This is a genomic window from Asticcacaulis sp. AC402, assembly GCF_000495835.1.
Taxonomy (GTDB): domain Bacteria; phylum Pseudomonadota; class Alphaproteobacteria; order Caulobacterales; family Caulobacteraceae; genus Asticcacaulis.
Window position 1 is genome coordinate 17,967 of sequence record NZ_AWGC01000014.1, and the last position, 24,751, is coordinate 42,717.

Consider the following 24,751-nt stretch of genomic DNA (forward strand, 5'->3'; position numbering starts at 1 on the left):
AGACGTATACGCTCTGCAACGCGCTCTATTGCCGCCCCTTTGCATGAAACTTATCGTCCTGCCCGCGACAACTCAGTCGTTACGTCTCTCCGCCGACTTCCCTTACCCCGCACGGGCAGCGCAGGCCAAAACGCAAAAAACAAGGTCGGAGCCATTTTCTCCCCGAGAGCTTCTGAGATCCGGCTGCTGGGCGGGGCGACAGCCAGTTGATCGCGACTAGGTTTGCCACGACGCTGGCCTCGTGCGACCCAGGTCGCGGCCGTCGCTAAAGGCGCCTCAAAAGCTCACGGTAGAGCACTTTCGAATGATGGCGGCGATCGACCGGAATATGCTTCATGGGGTGAATAGCGCTTAAGGCCGGCCATTGCCGGTGCAGATCGGCGCACTGATCCGGCGTCAGCGGCGCATCGGCCTCGACGACCAGCGTAACCGCTTCGCCCTGGGTGAGCGCGGCAGCCCGCCGGACGCCCGGCAAACCCATGACCGCGGCTTCGACCGAAAACGGATAGAGCACCCCGGCAGACGTCGTTATCCGCGCCGAACAGCGCCCCAAAAGCCAGAGCCGCCCCCGCGCATCGAGATAGCCAGCGTCGCCCGTGCGGTGCCACAGCGTAGCCTCCACGCTGAACTTGGTGCCGGCGGCATCGGCAGGGTCGAGGTAGCCCTTGACGACGTGGGCGCCGGAAACGACGATTTCCCCCGCCTGGCCCTGTGGCTGCTTCAGGGCCGCAAACGCCTCCGCATCCATCTCCGTCAGAACGGCGTCCGTATCGGCAATGATTGCCAGTTGGACAGCTGCCACCGGCTCCCCGGCCAACAAACCGGCCCCGTTGGCGGTCGCCGTCACATCGTCCGCAGACACCTCGCTCGCCCGGACGTGCGCTATGGGTTCGGCTTCGGACGAGCCGTAGACCATGGTGATTTCAGCCTGCGGCGCGGCGCGCTGCAAATCGCGCAGCAGATTGGGAAATACCGGCCCGCCGCCGGTGAATATGCGCTTCAGGTCCGACAGTGGCCGGTCCTGGCGCATGGCCTCGTCGCACAGCCTGCGGCAAAACGCCGGCGCCGCCAGCAGGCGATTGACGCCCTTGGCCGCCATATAGGCGATCATGTGATCGGCCCGCATGCTGTGCGGCCGGCCATAGCCCTTGAGCGGCAGGACAGAGGTGATACCACAGCCAATATTCGACAGGATAAACACCGGCAAGGTCGATAGCTCGATGTCGCCGTCGCGGGCCTCAAGGGTCGATCGAACGGCGTCATGCTGGTGCAACAGGAAGGCGTGGCTGCGAACGATGGTTTTCGGCGTGCCCGTTGAGCCACTGGTAAAGGTCAGTAAGGCGGCGCTATGCGGATCAACAGGGCCTGGTATCCTGGCCTCAAGCGGCCGCACGTGGCGCGCGAAGGGAACGGCTCCGCCAAGGCTCAGCGCCAGCGCAATGGCGCCAACCTCCGGGACTAGGCGAAACAGATGCGCCTTTGGGACACCTATCAGGACATTCGGCCGGACCTTTTTCAGGCAGGCCCGCAGGGTTTTCAGCGGCATGGCCGGGTCGATCAGCACGGCCGCCGCCCCAAGTCGCATCAGGGCCAGAAACACCACGAAAAAGTCGATGCTCAGCGGCACGAGCAGCAGAACGCGGTCACCGCACGTGACCCCGGCGTGTTGCAGCCCGCCAGCCATGCTGCGGGCGCGGATGTGCAGATCGCGATAGCTGCAGGTCGCCTCGCCGTCGATCAGGGCCAGGTGCTCGCCGCGCGCGCTGGCCTGAACCTCCAGCAGGTCAAAAAGGGTTTCAGGCTTTGGCATAGAGGCCATAACTTCGGATCGAGGTGGCGGACTTGTCGCTGATCACGCGCGAAACATTGCCCTCAAACATATAGGCATGGATGGCGCGCCTGTAGCCCAAGGCCGCAGCCCGGGCGTGAACCTGGCTGGCCAGGTAGCTGCCCAGGCCGGCAAGGCTGCGGCCCGGCCGCACGGCCAGGGTCTTGACCACGACCGTATCCATGATCTCGCCGCGCTGTTTCCAGGCGTAATCGGGCACGGCGAAAACAAAGCCCACGAGTTCGTCACCCTCATGGGCCAGGAGGACAAGATCAGGCACCACCAGGGGCAGGATCGGGGCATAGGCGGCCAGGAAGTCGGCTTGTGAAATAGGCGTGTAGAACAGGTTGCGCGCAAAACTGGTGAGGCTGAGGCTATGCAGGGCCTTCATATCCGCTTCAGCATGCGCCGGATCGAAGGCGCGTACCCTGATGCCGCTATAGGCGATTTTTTCGGCCCAAACCGCTGCGGCACGATCGTCATGGCGGAGGTCGTTCGTCAAAGACGAGCGGTAACGCGCGGTCAGTTCGAAGCCGCACGCTTCGAACACCTGCGGCCAGAAGGGGGCGCTGAACCGTTCCAGAAAAAACGGTGGCGTATCGCCGCTCTCGATTGTTACGCGGTAGCTGAACCAGGTGCTGCCATCCATCGGCGCCAGAACCCTGCCAGACGCGCCGCGCTCGCGCAGGACCTGACCGGCATGGTCCAGCGCCTTAAGACCCCAGGCTGCGTCCTCGGCATAGAGGTGGCCGAGACAAACCGAAGGCTGGCCTCCGATTTGCGGCGTCGCCCGCCACCACAGACTGAAACAGGCGCGGACAACACCATCGACACGCGCCGCAAAGCTCAGATCGGGCCGCGACAGGGGGGCGTTGTCCAGGCTTGGGGCAAAGGCCGGCTGGGCGAACGAAAGTCCCGCCGCCGTGGTAAAATCGATGACAGCAAAGTCACTCACAGGCCGGTACTTTCCAAAATGACCCAGCCGAGCAACGATCCGAACAGGGCAAAAGAGGCTTGCGCCACCCACCGCGATCGCGTGAAGCGATCCGCCGTGACGCGGGTCAACATGCCGCCCACGGCCAGCGCGACAATGACCAGGCCGGCGCGCACGACATGCGCCTGGGTCGGGCCGGCAAACAGCATGTATAGCGCCATCATCGCTCCGCCGGACAGGAAAGCGGCGATCGTGACCTCCACCGGGCCGGCCAGCTGTTGACGGTGCGCCTTGAGCCGCAGCAACAGATTGACCTGAATATGGATCGCCATGGCGAGGCAATAGAGGAAAAACGCGTCCTCATAACGGTAGGCTTGCCAGACGGTGAGCCAGATCATGGCGGAGCTGGCCACGCAGAACACCGCCTCGATGGTATAGACGCCATCGTCCTTGTGCAGCCAGCCGACAATGGCGACGTGCACGCCGAAAATGACCAGGGCTATAGAGACCCAGGCGATACCGCCGACCAGCCACAGAATGGCAGCACAGATCATGGCCATCATCAGGGCGTGTGTATTCAACTGACTGAAGCGCCGAGACGCCAGCGCCAGCCCGGTCAGCAGGATCAGCGCGATCGCCGCCGCGATCAGTTCGCCGGGCTGGGCGTCCAGGGTGTAGGACAACAACAGATAGCCGCCCAGCGGCACAAAGATGTTGTCCAGTCCGTGCCACAACACCGCTTCGGTCAGCGCGCCCAGGACCGCCAGCAAAAACGCCGTCAGCACAATGACGTCCACAGGCAGGTCCGCCAGTCCATACAGACACAGGGCGACGCTGACAAAGGTGACCCCGAAGAAGGCGAGCATGCCCTCGAGCGACTTCTTGCCGTTGACGACGTCGAAGGCGCGCTTGCCGTAACGCACGCCGACCAGCGCCGCCGCCGCGTCCGACAAGGTCAGGATGATCAAGGGGACAACGTAAAGTACCAGACGATCGCGGGCCAGCACGTACAGGGCCAGGACCGCCAGGACGAAGAAAACTTCACCGAACGAAACGCGTTCAACACCGTGCAGGCTGGAGCCCAGCCCGGACTTCAGGGCGGGCAGGCGCCGGACAACGAACAGCACGATCAGCAGGATGGCGCACAACAGCCCCATCTCCCACAGGCGGTGAAAAAGGAACGGAAAAGCCAGTGCGCTCAAGCCCAGGCCGGTATGCAGGATCTTGCGCTTCAACTCCGGATGCAGGCCGTAGCGTTGGCCCAGGACCGTCGTCAGCCCCAGAAAGGCCAACAGGGCCGCAACGACGGCGGCGATGGTCATCAAAGACACAAACGCCGGCGCCATCATGGCTTCAGCCGTTCGACCACAAAGTCGCGATAGAAGAAGGCCTTGTCGGCGTCGTGCAGGGCCTTCGAGGCTGCCGCGTCATAGTCGAGCTGCGGCAAATGCCGAGACGCCCGGCGCGGCACCATCATGTTCCAATAGGCAAGGCGCGCGCCGTCGGCCGACATGTCGATCAGGCCCCGCATCGTGGCGAGGAAATTGTCCTCGCTCATATATTCGAAAATATTGCTGAGATTGAAACAATGGATCCGTTCGCCGCTGGCCTGGACATGACGGCCATAGCCTTCGGTTGACATGTGATGCCAGCTGAGGCGGTCGAGGTTGCGGCGGATCGGTGCGAAATTTTCGTCACGCAGGGCATGGGGCAGGGCGCTGATATGCCGCCCGGTCAGGATCCATTGCAGGTAGGGATTTTTCGCCGGTTCCAGATCGACGAAGGCGTGATCGATGCGCGCGGCAATATGGTCGCCGAAACTGCCCTCGGCATAGGTGAAAAAGGCGGGATCGCGCCCCAACCGGCCCATGACCGTTTGCGAGAAGAACAGCCGTGTCAACAACCGCCAGCGGGCGTTGCGCCACGTCCGGTCGAAAAATACCTGACGTTCGGCGCGGTCGCGGGGTGCCAGGGCAGCGGCGATGGTTGTACGGCCGTGCACCAGGGGCAGGATAAACTTTCGGAACAGGGCGAAGTAGCGCTCGAACTTGCCGACACCGCCAAGGCCCAGGGCAAGGAGGTCGGCTTCCTGCCGGTCCCAAAAGGCGCGGGCATCCGGCGACAGGTCCGCGGCGGCGGCGCGATAAAGGGCGCGGCGATTGTCCGAGGGTCTCGATCCGATAAGCTCGAGCAGGCCCGCATGATCCAGGTGGCGATAGGCGCCGGCGCGCAGTTCCAGGCAGTGGAGTTGAACAGGGTTGAGATCGATGGCGATCACGGCCTTTGGTCCCTGCGACAGCAGAGAGAACGAATTATCCCCTGCCGAGGCAATGGACAGGCAGCGGTCGTCGGGCCCAATCGCCAGGGCCGCGATCAGCAGGTCAGCATCTTCCCAGCACTGGGCATAACGTACCAGCGAGAAGTCGGCCTTCGACGCGATTTCGCTTTGCGTATCGGTCATGGCGCCAGTTTTCTAACGATTCCGGTGGCGCCGTCCATCTCGACGAGGTCACCCGTCGTCAGCCAGTCCATGACGCCGTCCAAAGCGACGATGGCGGGGATGTTCAATTCACGCGCGACGATTGCCGAATGCGACAACAGGCTGCCACGCTCGACCAGGATACCCGCCGCATTGACGAACAGGGTGATCCAGCCGGGATCGGTAAATTGCGCCACCATGATCTCCCCGGGTTCAAGCGTCGCCCGCTTGGGTTCGGTGATGACCCGGACTCGGCCGGTCACCGTGCCGCGACAACAGCCCAGCCCCTTGAGGCTGTCACCGGCGGGGGTGGCTTCCGCGCGGGCATTGCTATCGGCCGGGATAAGGCCATCTGCGAACAGACCCACCGCGCCATGCGAGGTAAAGCGCGGCGGCGGCGCGGGCCTGGCCTTGAAGGCGTCCTGATGGCCCCGCCGCAGGTCGGCCAGCCCTCTCAGCGTCGACAGGGTCGATGTGCCTTCGATAAAGCCCAGCACGTCCTCGACTTCGAGCAGGAAGATATCCTGCGCCGCATCGAGATGCCCGGCCCGAGTCAGATGGTCTGCCATGGTGACGAAGATGCGCCGTACACGGCCAAAGACACGCGTGCGTTCAAAGCGCAGGTTTTCGCGCTGACGCACACCTTTGCGGGCCCAGTCGAGCAGGCGTGCGACCAGGAAAAGACGGACCGGATTGTGCCCGATCACCGAGCTGAGCTCTGGCAGGCGGTCATGGCGTGGCGTGGCGCCCGACCCTGCTTTGGCCATCTGGCCGATCGCGCTGTAAAGCGTCGAAGCATCATCGCGCAGGGTCGGGCTTTCGAGTTTCAGTTCCTGCAGGCAGCGATCGCTGAACCGGTCAAAATAAGCCGCCAGTTTGCGATCCAGTGCCGGCAGGCGCGCCCGCACGTGCTGGATGGCGGCGTCATCCGCGTGGATAAAGGCCGCGGTGGCCGCGTCGTCGCCCGCCAGAAGTTCGGCCATCTCGCGCATCAAACGGGCGGGTTCGGCGCTGATGATATCGCCCTGTCCGATCATGACATCGGCATGGTATTGCAAGCCGCGTTCGCCGCCCAGCTTTTCCATCTGCTTGCGCGATATCCCGAAGGCTATCATGCAAAGGAAGTCGTTGATGAGCGGCGCGTCCCAGTGGCTCAGCAACTTCTCTTCCAGCGTGCGATAGGCCTGCGCCAGGCCGTCAAGTTCGAGGCTGGCGACATCGCCGCGCAAGGCGTCATCCAGCCGGGCATGAAAGTCGCGCATCGTCGCGGGCAGGCGCAGTTGATGCCAGACCAAACCCGCAAGCGTGCGCGCGAAATCGAGGCTGTCGACCAGGCGCGCCCAGCCGTCAGGCCTGGGACCGGCTATATCCAGGACGATCCGATCGGGCAGGGGCGTCTTGACGCCCATCATCTGCTCCATAAAGGCCCGGTTCATCTTGAAGCCGGGAAACAGGGCCAGCAGCCGGTACCAGTTGATAAGGTTGTAATAGACGTGGCCGTGAATGTAGCCGAGCATATGGAAGAAGCGCGTGTGGTTGGCGGCGATCTTCACCGGCGACACGCCCATCAACTGACAAAAGCCGATATAGACGTGGGCGTAAACATAGCGCGCAAACGAAAAGGTCAGGGGAGAGGTGACACCGCTGTAGCTCTCGACAATGTTGGAGTTATCCCAGACGATTTCATCGCCGCGGCTGTTGAGGGTCGTCACCGGGCGGGCTTGCAGAAGGTACAGGGTCTCGCCTTCGATTGCCCATTCGACATCCTGCGGCCGGCCCAGAACGGCCTCGGTCCGGCGGACCAGACCTTCGACGGCGCGCAATTGCGCCGGCGTCAAAAGGGGATCATTGCCCCCCTCCGTGGCCACGACCAGGGCCTTTGGATCGCGGGGCACGTAATAGAGCGCGCCATTGACCTCACCGCTGACCAGCCGGTCGCCCAGTCCTGGCGTTGCGTTGACGACGCAAACGTCAGGATTGCCGGTCACGGGATCGCAGCCGAAGGCGACGCCCGCCACCTGCGGGGCCAGCATGACCTGCACCAGGACCGCCGGGACAAGGCGGTCAATTTTGGTGTTTGAAGATTGGTCCCGCTGCGTCTGATACGCCGCAATATTGTCGGCAAATGCCGATGCCCATACCTTCAGCACATGGTCTGCCACGGCGTCCGGTGCGACGTTGAGGTAGGACCGAAGTTGCCCGGCATAGGACAGGCTTTGACCGTCCTCGCCGATGGCGGAAGACCGCACGGCCAGCAATGAACCCTTACCAGACAGCTGCGCGACCGCCGCCGTGATGGCGGCGTGCAGGTCGTGCCCGAGGACAAGGCCGTCCATGGCGTCGCCTGCGTCGAAGGCGCGTCTTTGCTCAGGTGTAAGATTTTCAAGAAACGCCGGGCCCGTGACGGCGAACCAGGGTGGGATGGCAAAGGCCTGGCCCAGGGTCCACAGGGTCGCTGCCTTGCCGCCGATCAGGGCTTGCAGGTTTGTGCCGTCAAATCGGTCCCGGGCGTGGAAAACAGCTATTTCGGCCATAGAGCCACCCCCAGCGAAATGAAGCCCAATCCCAGATAACACAGCAGGACCCAGACGCCGGACAGGTTTTCCAGCGCCCGCGTCAGGCGCTCATCGGGCCGCTGCCAGAGCCGGACCAGCAACAGGCCAGCCAGGATGATGACGAGCGCACTGACGGCGGCGACAAGCCAGATCGTGCCAATCTGTCCGGCCAGGACCAGGGCAAAGCCGACCGCCGCCAGCAAGGCCGTCAGCCAGACGAGCAGGGCCGGCCGCAAGCCCCACAAGGCGCTGTAGGTCTCGACGCCTTCGCGTTCGTTTGCCGGTGCCAAGGTCTTGCGGCCGATTTCCAGCACGACGCCGTTCAGAAAGCTCAGGACCAGGAAATAGCCGAGACCGTCGGGCGCCGCGCCGGTCGCCGGTAGCCAGTCGCAGGCGCTGACCCAGACATCGACCAGCGGCATGATCAGCATGTGCGACAGCAGATAGACAACCGGATGGGCCTTGAGCCACGTCGGGACGAAGAACTCGGCGCTCATCAAGGCCATATAGATCCACACAATCGCCAACAGGCCCAGCAGGGGCGGGTAGAGCCAAAGGCAGGCGGCCACTTGCGCGGCCGCCATGACAATCGCCACCCACAGGAGCGTTTTCAAACGGATCAGGCCGCGCGGGACCGGGCGCGTCGGACGAAAGCGGGCATCCACCTCGGCGTCTTTGAATTCGTCGGCGATACGAAGCTGCAGGAACAGTCCGAACAGGACGACGAAGCCAACGACAAAGGTCGAGGTCTTCGGCCAGCTTAGGTCGTGGCGCAAAAGGGTAGACAGGCAGATGCCGCACGAACTGAAGGCGGCAATCAGCAAACCATGCTTGAAGACGGGAAAGCGCTCCGCCTGATAGATCCAGAGCTTTTGCCATAAACTGAGGCTGGCCAGGTCGCTCATTTGCCGCGCGCCAGTCGTGCATGAGCGGACGCGAATTCACCGGCGCACAGGGCCCCCATGATCGACAATTCGCCGGCCAGGCAGATGGAGGCAGATATTTCCGCCAGGGCCAGCGCACTGTTGTCGCCGCTTAGGCCCATGATTTTCAGCGCGGCCGATTGCGACGGCAAACCGGTCCCGCCGCCGACGGTACCGACGATGATGTTGGGCAGGGTGACGCAGGCATAGAGGTCACCATTTGCCTTCAGTTCCAGTCGGGTGATGCCGATACTGGACTCCGCGACGCAGGCGACGTCTTGACCGGTGGCCAGGTAAAGCGCCGCCAGACCGTTGGCAAAGTGGCCCTGCACGCCCATGGTTCCGCTCATCACGCCGCCCAGAGCCGCCAGGCGGCAATAGTCGACCATCAGCGCCCCTTCGCAGTGGAGGACCTTGCGTACAGTATCCGCAGCGATGGTGACCTCGGTTGTCACCTTCTTGCCGCGCGCCGACAGGAAGGACAGGCTGGAGGCCTTCTTGTCGCCGGACAGGTTGGCCTCGATAAAGGCCTGCTGCGGCGTGATCGGGCTGTGGGCCTCGATATAGGTCATGATCGCCGCGGTGGCGATGGTCACCATGTTCTGGCCGGCGGCGTTGCCCGTGGTATAGTCAAAATTGACGTAAACGTGGTTGCCTTCCATGGTCACGCGCACGTCCTGCAATCGCCCGTATCGCGATGTCGCGTCAGCAACCTGCTTCAGCGCGTCGTACTGCGCATTCAGCCACAACACGAACTGCGCGGCGTCGACCAGGGTGTCAAAAACAAAGCCTGGCGCGCGCGTCATGGTGTCGTTGAGAATAAGACTGGTGCAGCCGCCGGCCTGGGTGATCAGGGCGGCACCCCGGGCATAGGAGGCTACCAATGCGGCTTCGGTTGTCGCCAGGGGGACATAAAAATCTCCATTGGCAAACAGGCCATTGATCCGCAAGGGGCCTGCCACGCCGACCGGGACCTTTAGTGTGCCGATGCAGTTTTCAATGTTCTGACTATAATCTGAGATAGCGCCCAGACTGTCTGAGTCGCAAAACACCGCCTCGTCAGCGTCATCGACGGAGGTGTTCTTTTTGAGCGTCCGCCAGTTGCTGCGCAGCAGGTCCGGCGTCAGGCGCGGCAGGTGGCGTAACCGTGGCGGCGGGGCATGAGGCTTGGCCGCCAGATGGCGGAGCAACTGCGCCGGCGATGCCCCGGCCATAAAACGTTCGAACAGCGCTTTGATCTTGTTATGGTGTATGGCCATGGCACAGACTAGCCCCGAAATGCGTTCACCGATACCGCTGTGATGCGCCGCACAAAAGTTTGCAAGTCAGAATTGAAGCGAAAGGCAAAATCCCTGGCAACGAGCCTGACGCGCGGCTTATCTCCACACGTGGGAAGGGGTGGAAACCACACGCAAGTGCGCTGTCTTCTCAAGGGAAACGTGAAAAAGTATTTATTTTCAAGGCTGTAAACGTGCAGCCTACTTGAATGTCACTGTCTTGCCGGAGCGGGCGCTTTCGCGGGCGGCGTCGAGGATTTCCATGACAATCAGATTGTTCTCCAGCGAGCCCGGGTCGAAAGCGTCCGGCCTGACCTCGCCAGAGACCACGGCGCTAAACCAGGCGAACGGATCGTCGAACGGCGCTGTGCGACCAGGCAGTTCGGACGTCTTCATGCTTTCCGGTGTCGAGCCCCAGCGGCGCAGAGTGTCCCGATCGTCGGCGATCATCTGGCCGGCGGTGCCGTAGATTTCGATGTCCTTGCGCGAAACCGGCCAGTTCCACGACGCCTGGATGATGCCCTGCGCGTCGGCATAGTCGACGAAGATGGTGGCTTCGTCATCGACCTTCGGGTAGTTGCCGGGCTGGAAAGTACGCAGCGTGGCTGTCACCGCGACCGGGCGGAGGCCACCGTTCAGCCAGGTCATCAGATTGGCGCCGTAGCAGCCAAAGTCGATGACCGCGCCGCCGCCGTTTTGCACCGGGTCGGTCAGCCACGACAGGAATTCCTTGGATACGCCGATGGCTTTCGGTCCCTGATGGCCGTCATGGATGACCATCTTGCGCACCGGGCCGAGAGCGCCGGCCGACACGATGGACTTGGTTTCGGCCACCGACGGATACCAGCTGGTTTCGTAGTTGGTCAGGACCTGGACCTGGTGTTTCTGCGCCAGGCCAGCCATTTCGCGGCCTTCGGCGGCATTGAGCGCCAGTGGCTTTTCGACCATCACATGGACGCCGCGCGGGGCAGCCGCACGGACGATCTTGACGTGGTCGGAGATGGGACCGAAGCCGGCGACCGCCTGGGGTTTGGCAGAGTCCAGCATGGCGCCGATATCGTCATGGACCAGGTCCATGCTGAAGCCATACTGGTCGGCATAGCGCTTCGCCAGGGCGCGGTCCTTTTCAACAATGCCGACGATCTTGACGTCGCCGCGCTTCAGGCTGCCGAACAGCCAGTGGACATGATCATGCGACAGGCCGACCACGCCGATCGGCATGGGTTCCTTGGCCTGGGCTGGCGCGGCGAAGGCGAACAGCAGCGCGATAACAAGGTATATCCTGAGCAGCATGTCGTTTCTCCCCACGTTTTGGGATGGACTATGCGCGGATCAGCGGTGATTGCAAGCTACGGCTTGGTGAGGGTCATGCTGTTGGAGGTCATGCTGGTCTCGCCGCCGACCAGCGAGGCGCTGTCGGGGCGTGCCTCGGCATAGGTCAGCACGAAGGCCGGACCTGACGCCGTGGCATAGGCGATAATGACGGTCGCCTTGCCGTCGGTACCCAGCGTCAGGTCCTTGCGCGCCCAGGCATTCAATGACTTTCCGCCCAGGGTGACGGCAGAGCCTGCAGGTGAGTCGGCGGGTTGGTCATAATCGCGAAGCTCCCCGACGGCGCCGTCGTCGATGTGGCGGCCAATAAAGATCGGTTGGACGACAGTGTCGGCCGTGACCTGCGCGCCGGTGATGGTGATCGTGCATGAGGTTAGGGGCATTGCAGCGACAGGCCGGAGGTTCACCGGCGTGGCGGACTTAAGTTCAAGCGTAGACTTGATCTTTTCGACATGAAGCGCGAGCTGAATCCTGGGGTCCGAGATCGACTGGGCGGTGCAGGCCGGCAGGACCAGGTTACTCAGGCGGACCCCAAACAGCGTGTGGGTCTGGCCCTCTGTCGTCAGGGTCAGGTTGGGCATGTCCTTGCCGCCCTTGATCATGACATCGACCAGGGGCAGCAGTTCGCTCAGGCCTTTGGCATCGATCTCGACCTGAATCTGTTCCAGGCTGGGGCCATTGTTGCCGGCTTCGGCGTAAATCGCGCCGCCGGCAATTTCCCGCACGGCGATGGTCTTGCCGTTGTAGGTCAGTGTGCCGTCGGCAGCGAGCGCCGGTGCGCCCCACATAAGGGCTGCGGTTGCAACAAGCGTTGTAAGTGTGCGCATGATCCTCTCCCCGAGTTTGATGTAATCTAGCGCAGATCGTCGCATTGTCGAATCTCTTCCGCGACAGTCAGCGAAGGCGTATAGGCGTACAGTGCGATTTGACGACCATTTCCTCGAAGAACTGAAAACCCGCTTGCCGGCCTCGGAGGTCATCGGCAAGTCGGTCAAGCTGCGCCGTAACGGCCGCGAATGGGTGGGCTTGTCGCCCTTCACCAAGGAAAAGACACCCTCCTTTTATGTCAACGATCACAAGCGATTCTTCCACGACTTCTCGTCGGGCAAGAGCGGCGACATCATCACCTTCCTGATAGAAACCGAGCGGCTGTCGTTCAACGAAGCTGTCGAGAGGCTGGCCGCCGAGGCTGGCATGGCGCTGCCCGCGGTCACGCCCGAAACCCGCGCCATTGAACAAAAACGCCAGTCGCTCAACGACTGGATGGAACTGGCGCATAAATGGTTCATGGCGCGGCTGCAGGACCGCAATCCGGCGGCCCAGGCGGCGCGGGATTATCTCACCAAGCGCGGGTTGTCGCCCGAGGACATCCAGACCTATGGCCTGGGCTATTCGCCGAAGGAGCGTACGGGGTTGAAGGATGCCCTGGTGCAGAAGGGCGCCAAGGTGTCGGAACTGGTCGAATGCGGCCTGCTGATCGAGGTCGAGGGCGGGGCTGCGCCCTATGACCGTTTCCGTGACCGGCTGATGTTCCCGATCCACGACCAGCGCGAACACGTCGTCAGTTTCGGCGGCCGGGCGCTCAATCCCGACGAAAAGGCCAAGTATCTCAACGGGCCGGAAACGACGCTGTTCCACAAGGGGCAGATGCTGTTTGGGCTGCCGCGTGCCCTTAAGATCCTGGGCGCCGAGCAGCATCATGCCGACCTTGTGGTGGTCGAAGGCTATATGGACGTCATCGCCTGCCAGCGCGCCAGGATCGCTGCCGTGGCGCCACTGGGGACGGCCCTGACCGAGGAGCAGATCGAGATTTTGTGGCGGCGCCACCCGGAGCCAACGCTCTGTTTCGACGGTGACAAGGCCGGTCAGCGTGCCGCCTACCGTGCCCTGGACCGCGCCCTGCCCAAGCTTAAGCCTGGCAAATCGTTCAAGGTCTGCCTGATCACCGGCGGCAAGGACCCCGACGATGTCCTCCGTGAAAAGGGCGCTTTGGCGTTGCGCGACGCCCTGACCGAGACCAGACCGTTCGTCCAGGTGCTGTTCCAGCGCGAGGCTGAACTGGAGCCCCTGGATACGCCGGAGCGCAAGGCCGGCTTCAAGAAGCGGCTGCGCGCCCTGGCGGCCCAGATCGAGGACAAGGATCTGGCGGAGAGTTACCGTCACGACCTGCTGGCGCGCTACGATGAGATGTTCGCACCCAAGGCCAGGGCGCAGACGCCCTTTCAGCCCTATAAGAAGGGCGAGTTCCGTAAACGCGGCGAGGTTTACCTGGCGCCGGCCATGCTGGAGTCGCGCTCTGCGGCCGTCCAGCTGTCGAAGGCGATCGATTCGATTGCTGCCTGCCTGGCTCAGGGCCTGTTGGACCAGCCCGACTGGATGTCAGACCAGGTCGAGGGGCTGGAGGCGTTCGGCTTCGGCGATGAGGCTCTGGACCCTTTGGCGCGCACCCTGGTGGCGATAAGTTTCCGCGGCGCCCCCCTTGACAGAGAAGGGTTGAGCCGCCATCTGCACACTCAAGGACTTGGTGCATTACTAAGCGAGATACAAAAGGCGGCCCTGAAATCAGGCGCACCCTTCCTGTCACCGGACATCTCTCTCGCCGATGCCCATGCCCGCTGGATACAGGCGTTCAACGCGATGTCGCGTTTGACGGCCTTGGAACGTGCGTTGAATTCCTCTCGCGATCGTGTCGGGACAGAATTTTTTTCACGGCTCAAGCTGGAACGCGATGCCCTGCGGCGCACCCTTCGAAGCGGACAGATCTGGCAGGAATGATGTCATAGAAACCATGGAAACTCAACTGGTTGGGTTAAGGGTTCCTTGACGAAGTTTCTGGAATAAGAGCATTTGGCGGGCGCTTGCGCTGACCCGCGGAGACCCATATGAGCGTGACAAAATGAGCACAACGGCAGAAAAACCTGAATCGGAAACTTCATCCGATGGCCCGTTGCTCGACCTGACCGATTCTGCGGTCAAGAAATTCATCAAAGCGGCCAAGGCCCGCGGCTACGTCACGATGGACGAGCTGAACAAGGTCTTGCCGTCGGAAGAATTCACCTCCGAGCAGATTGAAGACACCCTGGCCATGCTCACCGAGATGGGCGTGAATGTCATCGAGTCGGAAGAAGAGGCTGGTGAGACCACGGAGGTGGCGGTTCGCGAAGAGTCGGGCAGCCTGGTCGAGACGGCCAAGACGTCGGCCTATGACCGTACCGATGACCCGGTGCGCATGTATCTGCGCGAGATGGGCTCGGTCGAGCTCTTGTCGCGCGAGGGCGAAATCGCCATCGCCAAGCGGATCGAGGCCGGCCGCGACACCATGATCCGCGGCCTGTGCGAATCCGCCCTGACGTTTGAAGCCATTATGGTTTGGCGCGAAGAACTGGGGTCGGGCCGCATTCTGCTGCGCGAAATCATCGACCTGGAAGGCACTTACGGCGGCGGTCCATCGGAAGGTCCGCCTCCGGGCGCCCTGGGAGAAGACGGTGAAGAGGAAGAGGGCGATGCCGGCGTAATCGCCATGCGCGCCCCGGCGCCCGTGGTTGTGAAGGTGCCTGAGCCGCCGAAACCACCCGAACCGCCCAGGCAAGAGGTCGTTGAAGCGGTTCCGGTCGAGACCAAGAAGAAGTCGGGCGATGAGGACGAGGACGACGACTACGTCCCGATGGATGAGCAGGAAAAGAAGCCAGAGCCGGAAGAAGAGGAAGAGGACGACTTCGACGACGGTGCCGGGCCTTCGGTTTCGGCCATGGAATCGGAGTTGCGCGACGGCGTGATGGCGACGCTTGACGCCATTGCCGGCGAGTTCGAGACCTATCGCCGGACCCAGGAAAAGATGCTGAGCGCCAAGCTCGAGGGCCTGCCCCTCGATCCCAAGGACCGCGCGGCCTACGATGAGGTGACGGCGACCATTACCCGCCACCTCAAGACCCTGAAGCTGAACAACCAGCGTATCGAGGCCCTGGTCGAGCAGTTGTACGGCATCAACAAGCGTCTGATGCAACTGGAGGGGCGGCTGCTGCGGATGGCCGACTCGTACGGTATTTCGCGTTCGGAATTCCTGACGGCCTATTATACGCGTGAACTGGACCCGCAGTGGGAGTCCAAGGTGCGCGATATGGGCGTGCGCTGGCAGAAGTTCATCGACAACGAAGGCGGCGCCATCAGCCGTATTCGCGGCGATATCATCACCCTGGCCACCGATATGGGCGTGGCGGTCGATGACTATCGCCGTATCGTTCAGACTGTGCAAAAGGGCGAGCGCGAGGCGCGTCAGGCCAAGACCGAAATGGTCGAGGCGAATCTGCGCCTGGTGATCTCGATCGCCAAGAAGTACACCAACCGCGGTTTGCAGTTCCTGGATCTGATCCAGGAGGGCAATATCGGCCTGATGAAGGCGGTCGACAAGTTCGAGTACCGCCGCGGTTACAAGTTCTCGACCTATGCGACGTGGTGGATCCGTCAGGCGATCACGCGCTCGATCGCCGACCAGGCGCGGACCATCCGAATCCCGGTCCACATGATCGAGACGATCAACAAGATCGTGCGGACCTCGCGCCAGATGCTGCATGAGATTGGCCGTGAACCGACGCCCGAGGAACTGGCTGAAAAACTGGCCATGCCTCTGGAAAAGGTACGCAAGGTTTTGAAGATTGCCAAGGAGCCGATCTCGCTCGAAACCCCGATCGGGGACGAGGAGGATTCGCACCTGGGTGACTTCATCGAGGACAAGAATGCGGTGTTGCCGATCGATGCGGCAATCCAGTCGAACCTGCGTGAGACGACGACCCGGGTGCTGGCGTCCTTGACGCCGCGCGAGGAGCGGGTTCTGCGGATGCGTTTCGGCATCGGTATGAACACGGACCATACGCTGGAAGAAGTCGGTCAGCAGTTCTCGGTTACGCGGGAACGTATCCGTCAGATCGAGGCGAAGGCGCTGCGCAAGCTGAAGCATCCGTCACGGTCGCGGAAGCTGCGGAGTTTCCTCGACAGCTAATGGGGTCTGGGGCCTGCGGCCCCAGGTCTTTCCTAATTCAATAAAAGAGCCCTGTCCCTCTTGGGGGACGGGGCTTTTTCATTGAGATGGAGAGCCCGGACCGACGCCCAACTATCCTCCACCGCTTGCGGGGGAGGTGCTGAGCGAGCGTAGGCCATAGGCCGTAGCGCGTCGAAGCGGAGGGGGCGTTACAAGCTCCCGGCTCCCCCTCCGTCTCGACGCGGTCGCCTAAGAAGGCTCCCTTGCTCGACACCTCCCCCGCAAGCGGTGGAGGATAAAAACAACCAACTGTAACGACAGAATTCCCCTTGCCCTCACGCCCCAACTGTATATACTGTGTATATGAAATACGGCTTCGTGTTCTCCCAGACCGACAGCAGCCCCATGTATCAGCAGATCATGGAGCAGATAAAACAGCGGATTGCTGTGGGGGACTGGCCGGCCAACGCGGACCTGCCGTCCATCCGGGAGTTGGCGATCGATATCAAGGTCAGCGTCATTACGGTGAAGCGCGCCTATCTGGAGCTGGAACGCGAAGGGGTCATCGTCACCCAGCAGGGCAAGGGCAGCCGGGTCAGTGACGCGCTCAATATGAAGTCGCTGCAGCGCGAAGAGATGATCCAGCACCTGGAGCAGGCCGGCAGGCTGGCCAGGTCGCTGGGGCTACCGGACGACAAAGTCATGCAGATACTGAAACAGTATCTGGAATAGGGGAGTTAAGTCTATGGACCTGCCTCTGGCAATCCAGTGCGAAGGCGTCAGCAAGCGCTACCCGCATTTTCACTTGCAGAACGTCGACCTGTCGTTCGAACAAGGCACTGTCATGGGCCTGGTTGGGCCCAATGGCGCGGGCAAGTCGACCCTCATGCGGATGGTGATGGGGCTGATCGGTCCCGACAGCGGCTCGATCAGGGTGTTGGGTCATGCCATGCCGCACGACCAGATCGCCGCAAAACGGCATATCGGCTTTGTCGCCGAGGATATGCGGCTCTACGAGAGCGAAACCATCGCCTTCCACATGGACTTCGTCAGGTCGATCTTTGACTCGTGGGATGGTGATTACGCCCAGACCTTGCTGCACCGCCTGGATCTCAACGAAAAACAGAAGGTCAAGGGCCTGTCGCATGGCCAAAGGGTCAAGGCGACCCTTGTGCTGGCCCTGGCGCGCCGGCCCGGCCTGCTGGTGTTCGACGAGCCAACGACGGGGCTGGATCCGGCGGTCCGCAAGGAGGTGCTCGACGAGATGATGAACGCGCTGGCTGACGAGACGCGGTCCATTCTGTTCTCGTCGCATAACACCTTGGATGTCGAGCAGATCTCCGACCACATCACCTTTATCTACGGCGGCCGCGTCGTTGAATCGTCGAACAAGGAAGACTTTCTCGACGGCTGGCGCCGGCTGCGCTTGACCAATCCGCACAACAGGCCGTTGCCTGACCTGCCCAATATCAAGGAGGTTCAGCAAAGCGGCCAGATATGGACGGTTACCGTAAACCAGTACGACGACGCGCTGCCGGCGCAGTTTACCCAGGCCGGCCTGTCGGTGACGGCTGTCGAACGTCTGACCCTGGAAGAGATATTCCTCACCATCGTCCTCAGCGCCAAGGCCAACATCCAGATGAAAGTCGCGTCATGAGCACCTCGATTGTTCCGCAACTCGTCGTTAAAGACCTTCGGTTGTTGCGCCGGGTCATCCTCGCCTTCGTGGTGGTCACCCTCGTCTTTATCGCTATTCTGGCCGCGATCTGGGACCACATACCGGTCGTGGTGCAGGGCAATTTCGGCTTTATCCTGCTGATAGGACCTGCCGGCACCTGCGGCATCGTCATGCTGATGAAGACGAACGTCTTCGAGCGGGAAAAATCGACTCAGGCCTTCATCATGAGCCTGCCGGTCACCGTAAAGGAATTCACCCGGGCCAAGCTGTGGGTCAACCTGCCGGTCTTCGGCCTGTTCTGGGCCGTTATCAGTGCTGTGGGCTTCTACTTCGCCTTTGCGCGGGGCCTTTTGCCGCTGGGCGGGGTGCCGTTTGTGTCGATGGTCTTCCTGGGCGGATTTGTCGCCTATACCTGCATCCTGTCCGTTAGTCTTCTGTCCCAGAACCTGGGTGTTACCGTACTTTGCATAGCGCTCTTCGAGGTGGCGACATCAGCCTATCTGTGGGCGGTCGCCTTCCTACAACCCATCTCCGATCATATCTGGGGAGCGCAAGCCGTGTGGAACCCGACGGCGGTCACGATTGTGGCGGCGCAGGTCCTGGTCGCCGTATCGGTGATCGTGGCGACGTTGCTTGTCCAGAACACCAAGCGGGATTTCATCTGACATGAAACGTCCCGTGTGGCTTTTCCGATTCATCATCGCCGTCATAGCGATCGGTTGTACGGCGGTCTTCGTGCCCTGGGACGTCGGCTATGCCTATTTCGCGCCCTTGCCGCCTACGGTGCAGGAACAGGTCGACGATGCTGCCCGTCACGGCATGGATGGCGTCATCGTCTATGTCGACCAGGCGGGCAAAGCACCGGCCTTTTACGCTGCCGGCTGGAAGGACCGTCAGGCCAAGGTCCCTGCCGATCCGCATGCCCTGTTCAAGATCGCCAGCATCAACAAGCTGTACATCGCCGTTGCCGCCGCCAAGCTGACCCGTGACAAGCGTTTATCCCTCGACGACACGCTCGCTCACCTCTTGCCTGAAACCGCCGGCCGCATTGAAAATGCCGACACCATCACGCTGAGGATGTTGCTGCAGCATCGCAGCGGCATCCCCAACTTCACCGATGTGCCCGGTTATTGGGACAGGCCTCGCGACAGTGCCGAGAGCCTTGGCCTCATCCTGGGCAAGCCGGCGAAATTCAAACCGGGCAGCCGGCACAGCTACTCCAACAGCAACTACGTGCTGGTCGGCGCCATCCTCGACAAGGTCCTGGGCTACAGCCACCGTGATTACATCAAGGCCGAAATCCTGACACCTCTGGGCCTGACCCGCACCTATGGCCAGCTCAGCGACGTCAACCCGGCGGATGTCGTCAGCGGCTATGTCATCGGCTATGACGGCGACCTGAAGTCGTTCGACTATATCAACCCAGGCGGATCGATGGTGGCCACTGCCCAGGATGTCGGTGTCTTTCTGCGGGCTCTGAACGACGGTTCGTTGCTGGATGATGATGAACAGGCCATCTATTCGTCCGTCTACGATTACGAACATACCGGTTTGCTGCCGGGGTATCAGAGCATCGCGCGCTATCACAAGGATATCGACACGGTGGTTGTTCAGTTTGTCAGTACAAGCGGTGGCAATGCTTGGACGAAATCGGAAGTCATCTACAAGCGCATTATACGCATCGTGCGCAAGGCTACCTGATCTCGACCTTCAGCCGGTTCCAGTCGGCTGTAGGGGCGTCTTCGTAAGGCTTGATCTGGTCGTAGCGCTGCAGCGCCAGCGGCGCCAGCTTGTGCGCTTCGTTCAACGAATTGAACTCGCAGTCGCCGGCTTCAGGGGCGGGATCGAGCGGTGTGTCCTTGCGCGCCTCGCCATCGGCAACGGGGGCGAAGTGCTCGGGCGGATGGCGGGCGACGTCGAGGTCGCCGCAGTCGAGGCTTAAGTACTCGAAGGCGTCGCTGGTCAGGCCCGGTTTCAGCTCCAGCCCGCGGGGATAGCGAATGATCATGTAGACCGCCCGGTCCGGGGTACGGCTGAGATTGAACCCGACCAGCCAGTAGGCGCGGGCCTCGGCATTTGTCTCGGCCACGATGGGGGTGAAGGCGTGCCAGGTGACGCCGGCGTTGAAGGGTTTTTCGGTGTTGGAGGTCAGGTTGACGACCGTGCCGACATCCTCGCCGGCGCGCGGTCTGATGGTAATGTGGCGGGTCTTGTCCTTGCCATCAATACGGAAAGGCTCGGTCATGACCACTTCGGCCGCGCCTTCGAACGGGCCGTCGCCGCTGAGGTCCGGGCCGACGACGGACTGGTCGTCGAACACCTTATTGCATCCGGTCAAGGCCAGGCCCGCAACGATAATCAGCATAACATGGTTCATGACCACCTCCCGGTAATGGCGGAAGTGTTGATCACAAGTTCGTGATCGTCAAGTGACAAAACCTGTTATGTGGAGCTTGCAGGGTCAGGTTACTCGAGGTTCGGCAGCAGGATCAGGTTCGTGCCTTGACTACATCTGCCTCCGGCGCCGGAGCATTCGAGTCGGTCCTGAGGTCTTCCAGCCAGGCAAAAACCTTTTCGCCGGAGACAAAGAAGCCTTTATCACCCTCCAGAATGGCCTCATCAAGTGCCGAGGTAGGCGCGCGGCGTTGTTCGACATACGCGTCAGTCTGCGAGCCTTCCATTTTTGCGAGAACTCTGATCTGCGGCCAATGCCGCCCTGAGCTGCGCCTGGCTCCGTTCGGGCCGCCGGAAAGGCCAAAAGTGGGTGTCCACAGATGAGCCAGATAAGCCAGATGTACAGCGCATATCAGGAGCCGAAGCGCTTATACCAAGCCTCATAAAGAATGTCGCTTGGTATTCGCATTTTTTCAGCTCAAGCGCCGCATGGCTCCTCGCGTAAGCTCGGGCGGGCAGTCGCCCTTGCCAATCCACGATGAGTCAAGGTCATCGTGGATTGGTATTAGACCACCTTTGGTTTTTTCGACGAGCGAAGCGCGTCAGGAAGCGAAGAAGTCCGGGTTGCGACGGCGCGTACGGGCGCCATTCATCTGGCTTGTCTGGCTTGTGGACACTTTTTTTGCGAAGGTCAGTGCTTCCACTGACTGCAACACGCAGTACGCCCGCCTATGGAACCCGGATAGTCACCGGCTTCCACTCGTAACTGTCTTCACGCCGGCTTGCCGGGACCCTGGCGTTTATCTCGTCTTCCTCGCGGGCGGCAGCGATGGCCTTGGGCGCGAAGGCGTGTACCTCTTCGACCGTGTTGAAGTCGCAGGCGCTAAAGATGTCGCTCAAGGCGCTGGCCACAAGGATGTCCTGATCTTCCTCGCTGGCGTCCTTGTCGGCGTTTTCGTACTTGGCCTCGAGTTCTTCTTCCGACGGCATGCGCATGGCGCAGGTCAGCATCATGACTTCGCCTTGCGTTTCGCTGCCCGGGGCGAAGGTGGTGCCCCTGGGGTATTTCAGGATAGCATAGACCGAACGGTCGGCCGACTGGAAGACATTGGCCGCGATCAGCCAGTTGCTCTCAGCCGCGGTACCGTCGATGGCGTGATAGGTGACGTCGCCTTCATAGGGCTTCTTGCCGAGCATCGGATAGGTCAGGGTGATCCGGTCGCCGTCGGGCATATGGCGGATATGAACGTCCATGCCTTCATCTGCGTTGGCGATGTCCACCTGGGCAGCGTTGCCGAACGGCGTCGGGGCCTTGGCCAGGTCTGGACCGACCGGAAACATGTTACATGCCGACAGAACCAGCATCGCCGCCCCCGCCGTTACAAGTTTGAAAAAGCCCCTCATCACATCCTCCCCGGAAAACCAGATGCAATTTATGCGGCGGTTCGAACCGCGTCAATGCGCGCAATCGGCCACACCGGTCACACGCCGCATATTGGAAACGCCTTTTCGCTTGCCGGGTGTTCGTTTGCCGCTAGAGTGGGTTAACGGATTATGGTGTGTACGGAATTGAGTTCGGGGGATGGCATGAAGACCGGTCGCAAAACGCGGTGGATAAGCAACCTGGTTTCCTCGGGTTTGGCTGTGCTGGCCCTGGCCGCCGGGCTGGCCGCGCCCGCCGTTATGGCCGCCGATGCGCCGCAAACCAGCCCGGGCACCGCGATCGCCATCATGCAGGCTTCCGCCGCACTGCAAAGCGAGGACTGCGCCGGAGCGCGGGGACCGCTGAACCAGCTATGGAACGACCCTTATCTGGCCCAGGCCGATCCTGACCTGGCCGCCAGCATGCGCGCCTCCCTGATCGCCTGTACCGCCCAGACCGACGGCATGAAGGCGGCCATCTCCCTGTCAGCAGACAATATAAAGCGCCCGAGCGCCAATGCTGCGGCTTACGACCTGCACGTCTTCCTGCTGCTGATCGACAACCAGGTACTTGCCGCCAATATCGCGCTCAACGAGGGCCTGACGCGCTTCCCGGCGACGGCGGGGGACTTTACCGACATGTCGGTCATGGGGCTGCTGCTGCAACTGGCCGGCGTCGATGGTGAAGCCGGGCATAAACTGCTGAACCGTCTGCAAGAAGTGCGCTGGCAAGCGCACAATCCGGCGGCGCGGCCGCTGATCGGCTTCATGCGCGTCGAAGGCCTGCGCAAGGCCCTTGCCGCCGGCGACGAGACCCACGCCGCTCTGTACCGCAAGGATATTGCCGAGGACAGCCTGGTCTATGTCATCATGCAAGGTGATGGCGAGTTGAGCGATCCCAATGTGGCACCGTTCGACGTCCGTCCGGTGATTGATCGCGAGATTCGCGCCGCGACGGAGCATGTTGCTGGCAACCCTGCCGAACTTATGGTGCTGCGCTATCTGATCCTGCTGGAGCGCGCCGACGACCAGAGCAGCCTGGCCCTGACCCAACTGGACGGCATCTTTGCCCTGGTCGAGCAATATGGCCTGCAAAATTTCCAGAACATTGAATCCTATCCCGGCCTGCTGACCGATCGCGGTTCACTGCTGGCCGACCTGGGACGCCATATCGAGGCTGATAAGGCTTTCAAGGACGGCAATGCCAAGCTGACGCCGGAATATGCCATCAACCACAATCTCATCTATATCAACTACCTGACCGATAGCGGGCGGGAAAAGGAAGCCCTCGCCCTGGCGGCGGGCCTGAAGACGGAGTCGATGGAGCCTGACGACCAGTTGCAACTGGCAGGGGCCAAGGCCTGCGCTCTAGCCTATGCCGGCGACGAACCGGGCTATGCGGCATCGGTTGCCGGCCTTGCCAGCCAGCCGTTGCTGCGCGTCAAGCCGGCCCTGTGCGCTGGCGACAGCGAAGGCGCGGCCCAGGCTCTGATCGCGGCGATCCGGGATCCGGGCAGCCGGCTGTCGGTGATCATGTTCATGCAGAATGGCTTGGCGCCGATTCCGTTTGGCGAGCGCGATAGGGGTTTCGTGGCGGCCATGGCGGCGGTCAAGGCCCGCCCGGATGTGGTGGCGGCGGCTCAGGCAGCAAAAATAAATATTCGCACGTGGCCTTTGAGATTTTGAAAGTTCCAGAGCGCAATCCGATAAAGTGTGACGCACCCGCACGGGCGCTCCCGTTTTCGGATAAATTGCGCGACACAACAAAAACCTAGAGCGAGATGGTGATTCTACCTAAAGCCATCCCGCTCCAATCCTCCCCAGTAATCGACGGATGACGACAAATCCTTACTGCTGGCTCAGATCGCACCTGAGAGTTACAGCCTGCTTCTGCACGACGTCAACATAGTCCTGATAGTCGTGGCAGCTTAGGGTCTCCACGCGCTGACCGTCCTTGGAAGCATAGGCGGCCACTCTCAAGATCGGCCTGCCCTGAGAAATCAGATCAAACTTCGCCGGATCGACCGACTTGGCGGTCAGGCGGACGGTTTGGCTCGCCTTGGGCGGAAGGTCGTAAAGATCGGTGCCCAGATGGATGGTACCGTCTTTTGGATCGGCCATGGACGCCGTTTCCTGGGTGACGATGCCGAAATAGAGGGCGTCGAGGACCGCCGTCTCACCCGTGGCCTTGAGCTTGGCCACCGCAGCCGGCGTCAGCTTGAGCTCGACGGTGGAACGCAGGCTGGTCGGCTTCGACTCTTCGCCCGATTGCGGCGAACATTGAACCAGGGCGAGGCCGAGGCTCGCAAACAGGGGAATGGCAAACAAACGCATAGGACAGCCTTTTCAAACGCGATGCCGTGCAATAGCCGCGAATTGCGACAGTTTTGCAAAGCCCGATGGCATCTGAGTTATTTCAAATCGCAATTCACCTTTACCGGCTTTTCCTGGGCGACGGCGACATAATCCTGGAAGACGTCGCAGGCGATGGTCGCAACCTTGTTGCCGTCCTTGCTGGCGTAGACATTGATCAAGGCCAGCGGCTTTTGCTGCGTGATGTACGCGAGCTTGACCGGATCGACGCCGACGCCGCTCATGCGCACGGTCTGGCTGGCCGGTTCGACGGTCACCCTATCTGTGTTCAGGTGCAGAGTACCGTCCTTGGGATCGGCCATGGCCGCGGTCGCCGGAGTGACATTGCCGTAATAGAGCGTCTCCACCGTCAGCTTTTCACCGCGTGTTTTCAACCGGGCTTCGGCAGCAGGCGTCAGCGTAATGAGGACGTCATAGCTGAAATCGGCCGTCTGGGACGAAGCCGCTACGGCATCTGCGGCAGGCTTGGGTGAGCATTGGACAAGGCAGGCGGCGCCCAGCAGCAAGCCGGCAAAGACAGGCAATTTCGACATCGACGTTTTCCCTTTTGTGGTTACCCCATGTCTACACCATCTCGCTGC

21 protein-coding genes are annotated in these 24,751 nt (G+C 61.7%); 7 read left to right on the forward strand and 14 right to left on the reverse strand.

Annotated elements, in window-relative coordinates:
* Positions 1-265: 265 nt before the first annotated feature.
* From ABAC402_RS28740 to ABAC402_RS28775, 9 genes are all read right to left on the reverse strand, one after another.
* Positions 266-1,810 carry an AMP-binding protein gene (locus ABAC402_RS28740; protein WP_023449188.1) on the reverse strand — a complete coding sequence of 515 codons (1,545 nt, stop codon included), beginning with the start codon at positions 1,808-1,810 and terminating at the stop codon, positions 266-268.
* Entirely contained in the window at positions 1,797-2,783 is a 987-nt protein-coding gene (locus ABAC402_RS0120025) for a GNAT family N-acetyltransferase (protein WP_023449189.1), read from the reverse strand. Before ABAC402_RS0120025 ends, ABAC402_RS28740 begins: the two co-directional genes overlap by 14 nt.
* A complete protein-coding gene (locus ABAC402_RS28745) occupies positions 2,780-4,111 on the reverse strand; it encodes a diacylglycerol/polyprenol kinase family protein (RefSeq protein ID WP_155847356.1) in 1,332 nt (443 codons plus the stop codon). The genes ABAC402_RS0120025 and ABAC402_RS28745 overlap by 4 nt, the downstream gene beginning before the upstream one ends.
* On the reverse strand, positions 4,108-5,223 hold the full coding sequence (locus ABAC402_RS28750) for a DUF3419 family protein (RefSeq protein ID WP_023449191.1): 1,116 nt from the start codon (positions 5,221-5,223) through the stop codon (positions 4,108-4,110). The genes ABAC402_RS28745 and ABAC402_RS28750 overlap by 4 nt, the downstream gene beginning before the upstream one ends.
* Positions 5,220-7,775 carry a PEP/pyruvate-binding domain-containing protein gene (locus ABAC402_RS28755; protein WP_023449192.1) on the reverse strand — a complete coding sequence of 852 codons (2,556 nt, stop codon included), beginning with the start codon at positions 7,773-7,775 and terminating at the stop codon, positions 5,220-5,222. The genes ABAC402_RS28750 and ABAC402_RS28755 overlap by 4 nt, the downstream gene beginning before the upstream one ends.
* Positions 7,763-8,701, reverse strand: a complete 939-nt coding sequence (locus tag ABAC402_RS28760; RefSeq protein ID WP_023449193.1) for a UbiA family prenyltransferase — start codon at positions 8,699-8,701, stop codon at positions 7,763-7,765. Before ABAC402_RS28760 ends, ABAC402_RS28755 begins: the two co-directional genes overlap by 13 nt.
* Entirely contained in the window at positions 8,698-9,978 is a 1,281-nt protein-coding gene (locus ABAC402_RS28765) for a hydroxymethylglutaryl-CoA reductase (RefSeq protein WP_023449194.1), read from the reverse strand. The genes ABAC402_RS28760 and ABAC402_RS28765 overlap by 4 nt, the downstream gene beginning before the upstream one ends.
* A gap of 219 nt (positions 9,979-10,197) precedes the next feature.
* A complete protein-coding gene (locus ABAC402_RS28770) occupies positions 10,198-11,289 on the reverse strand; it encodes a Gfo/Idh/MocA family protein (RefSeq protein WP_023449195.1) in 1,092 nt (363 codons plus the stop codon).
* Between the two features lie 56 nt (positions 11,290-11,345).
* Complete coding sequence (locus ABAC402_RS28775; RefSeq protein ID WP_031235472.1) at positions 11,346-12,155, reverse strand: hypothetical protein; 810 nt, start codon at positions 12,153-12,155, stop codon at positions 11,346-11,348.
* A gap of 91 nt (positions 12,156-12,246) precedes the next feature.
* On the opposite strand from ABAC402_RS28775, the gene dnaG reads away from it, so the two are divergent.
* From dnaG to ABAC402_RS28805, 6 genes are all read left to right on the forward strand, one after another.
* Positions 12,247-14,103 carry a DNA primase gene (gene dnaG, locus ABAC402_RS28780; protein ID WP_023449197.1) on the forward strand — a complete coding sequence of 619 codons (1,857 nt, stop codon included), beginning with the start codon at positions 12,247-12,249 and terminating at the stop codon, positions 14,101-14,103.
* Between the two features lie 121 nt (positions 14,104-14,224).
* On the forward strand, positions 14,225-16,324 hold the full coding sequence (gene rpoD, locus ABAC402_RS28785) for an RNA polymerase sigma factor RpoD (protein WP_023449198.1): 2,100 nt from the start codon (positions 14,225-14,227) through the stop codon (positions 16,322-16,324).
* A gap of 342 nt (positions 16,325-16,666) precedes the next feature.
* Positions 16,667-17,035 carry a GntR family transcriptional regulator gene (locus tag ABAC402_RS28790; RefSeq protein WP_023449199.1) on the forward strand — a complete coding sequence of 123 codons (369 nt, stop codon included), beginning with the start codon at positions 16,667-16,669 and terminating at the stop codon, positions 17,033-17,035.
* A gap of 13 nt (positions 17,036-17,048) precedes the next feature.
* Complete coding sequence (locus ABAC402_RS28795) at positions 17,049-17,960, forward strand: ABC transporter ATP-binding protein (RefSeq protein ID WP_023449200.1); 912 nt, start codon at positions 17,049-17,051, stop codon at positions 17,958-17,960.
* Positions 17,957-18,646, forward strand: a complete 690-nt coding sequence (locus tag ABAC402_RS28800; RefSeq protein ID WP_023449201.1) for an ABC-2 transporter permease — start codon at positions 17,957-17,959, stop codon at positions 18,644-18,646. The genes ABAC402_RS28795 and ABAC402_RS28800 overlap by 4 nt, the downstream gene beginning before the upstream one ends.
* Position 18,647: 1 nt before the next feature.
* A complete protein-coding gene (locus ABAC402_RS28805; RefSeq protein WP_031235473.1) occupies positions 18,648-19,682 on the forward strand; it encodes a serine hydrolase in 1,035 nt (344 codons plus the stop codon).
* Here ABAC402_RS28805 and ABAC402_RS28810 read toward each other — a convergent pair.
* The 3 genes from ABAC402_RS28810 to ABAC402_RS28820 form a co-directional block, all read right to left on the reverse strand.
* Positions 19,675-20,358: a hypothetical protein gene (locus tag ABAC402_RS28810; protein ID WP_023449203.1), complete on the reverse strand. Its 684-nt coding sequence runs from the start codon at positions 20,356-20,358 to the stop codon at positions 19,675-19,677. The genes ABAC402_RS28805 and ABAC402_RS28810 overlap by 8 nt on opposite strands.
* Positions 20,359-20,470: 112 nt before the next feature.
* Positions 20,471-20,662, reverse strand: coding sequence for a hypothetical protein (locus tag ABAC402_RS28815; protein ID WP_023449204.1), 192 nt, complete (start codon positions 20,660-20,662; stop codon positions 20,471-20,473).
* Positions 20,663-21,104: 442 nt separating this feature from the next.
* The gene (locus ABAC402_RS28820) at positions 21,105-21,779 is read right to left on the reverse strand and encodes a hypothetical protein (RefSeq protein ID WP_155847357.1); all 675 of its coding nucleotides are present in this window, start codon (positions 21,777-21,779) and stop codon (positions 21,105-21,107) included.
* A 183-nt stretch (positions 21,780-21,962) separates the two neighbouring features.
* On the opposite strand from ABAC402_RS28820, the gene ABAC402_RS28825 reads away from it, so the two are divergent.
* Positions 21,963-23,483, forward strand: a complete 1,521-nt coding sequence (locus ABAC402_RS28825; protein WP_023449206.1) for a hypothetical protein — start codon at positions 21,963-21,965, stop codon at positions 23,481-23,483.
* Between the two features lie 162 nt (positions 23,484-23,645).
* Here the strand turns inward: ABAC402_RS28825 and ABAC402_RS28830 are convergent, their stop codons facing one another.
* Positions 23,646-24,131: a hypothetical protein gene (locus tag ABAC402_RS28830; RefSeq protein ID WP_023449207.1), complete on the reverse strand. Its 486-nt coding sequence runs from the start codon at positions 24,129-24,131 to the stop codon at positions 23,646-23,648.
* Between the two features lie 77 nt (positions 24,132-24,208).
* On the reverse strand, positions 24,209-24,703 hold the full coding sequence (locus tag ABAC402_RS28835; RefSeq protein WP_023449208.1) for a hypothetical protein: 495 nt from the start codon (positions 24,701-24,703) through the stop codon (positions 24,209-24,211).
* Positions 24,704-24,751: the final 48 nt, after the last annotated feature.

What these genes read in the sequence shown, in the direction of transcription:
- ABAC402_RS28765 (WP_023449194.1), bottom strand. Translation starts at nt 9,978, where the DNA reads ATGGCCATACACCATAACAAGATCAAAGCGCTGTTCGAACGTTTTATG.
- ABAC402_RS28830 (WP_023449207.1), bottom strand. Translation starts at nt 24,131, where the DNA reads ATGCGTTTGTTTGCCATTCCCCTGTTTGCGAGCCTCGGCCTCGCCCTG.
- ABAC402_RS28740 (WP_023449188.1), bottom strand. Translation starts at nt 1,810, where the DNA reads ATGCCAAAGCCTGAAACCCTTTTTGACCTGCTGGAGGTTCAGGCCAGC.
- ABAC402_RS28745 (WP_155847356.1), bottom strand. Translation starts at nt 4,111, where the DNA reads ATGATGGCGCCGGCGTTTGTGTCTTTGATGACCATCGCCGCCGTCGTT.
- ABAC402_RS28760 (WP_023449193.1), bottom strand. Translation starts at nt 8,701, where the DNA reads ATGAGCGACCTGGCCAGCCTCAGTTTATGGCAAAAGCTCTGGATCTAT.
- ABAC402_RS28820 (WP_155847357.1), bottom strand. Translation starts at nt 21,779, where the DNA reads ATGAGGGGCTTTTTCAAACTTGTAACGGCGGGGGCGGCGATGCTGGTT.
- ABAC402_RS28800 (WP_023449201.1), top strand. Translation starts at nt 17,957, where the DNA reads ATGAGCACCTCGATTGTTCCGCAACTCGTCGTTAAAGACCTTCGGTTG.
- ABAC402_RS28815 (WP_023449204.1), bottom strand. Translation starts at nt 20,662, where the DNA reads ATGGAAGGCTCGCAGACTGACGCGTATGTCGAACAACGCCGCGCGCCT.
- ABAC402_RS28825 (WP_023449206.1), top strand. Translation starts at nt 21,963, where the DNA reads ATGAAGACCGGTCGCAAAACGCGGTGGATAAGCAACCTGGTTTCCTCG.
- ABAC402_RS28835 (WP_023449208.1), bottom strand. Translation starts at nt 24,703, where the DNA reads ATGTCGAAATTGCCTGTCTTTGCCGGCTTGCTGCTGGGCGCCGCCTGC.
- ABAC402_RS28750 (WP_023449191.1), bottom strand. Translation starts at nt 5,223, where the DNA reads ATGACCGATACGCAAAGCGAAATCGCGTCGAAGGCCGACTTCTCGCTG.
- ABAC402_RS28775 (WP_031235472.1), bottom strand. Translation starts at nt 12,155, where the DNA reads ATGCGCACACTTACAACGCTTGTTGCAACCGCAGCCCTTATGTGGGGC.
- ABAC402_RS28755 (WP_023449192.1), bottom strand. Translation starts at nt 7,775, where the DNA reads ATGGCCGAAATAGCTGTTTTCCACGCCCGGGACCGATTTGACGGCACA.
- ABAC402_RS28790 (WP_023449199.1), top strand. Translation starts at nt 16,667, where the DNA reads ATGAAATACGGCTTCGTGTTCTCCCAGACCGACAGCAGCCCCATGTAT.
- ABAC402_RS28810 (WP_023449203.1), bottom strand. Translation starts at nt 20,358, where the DNA reads ATGAACCATGTTATGCTGATTATCGTTGCGGGCCTGGCCTTGACCGGA.
- ABAC402_RS28770 (WP_023449195.1), bottom strand. Translation starts at nt 11,289, where the DNA reads ATGCTGCTCAGGATATACCTTGTTATCGCGCTGCTGTTCGCCTTCGCC.
- rpoD (WP_023449198.1), top strand. Translation starts at nt 14,225, where the DNA reads ATGAGCACAACGGCAGAAAAACCTGAATCGGAAACTTCATCCGATGGC.
- ABAC402_RS28805 (WP_031235473.1), top strand. Translation starts at nt 18,648, where the DNA reads ATGAAACGTCCCGTGTGGCTTTTCCGATTCATCATCGCCGTCATAGCG.
- ABAC402_RS28795 (WP_023449200.1), top strand. Translation starts at nt 17,049, where the DNA reads ATGGACCTGCCTCTGGCAATCCAGTGCGAAGGCGTCAGCAAGCGCTAC.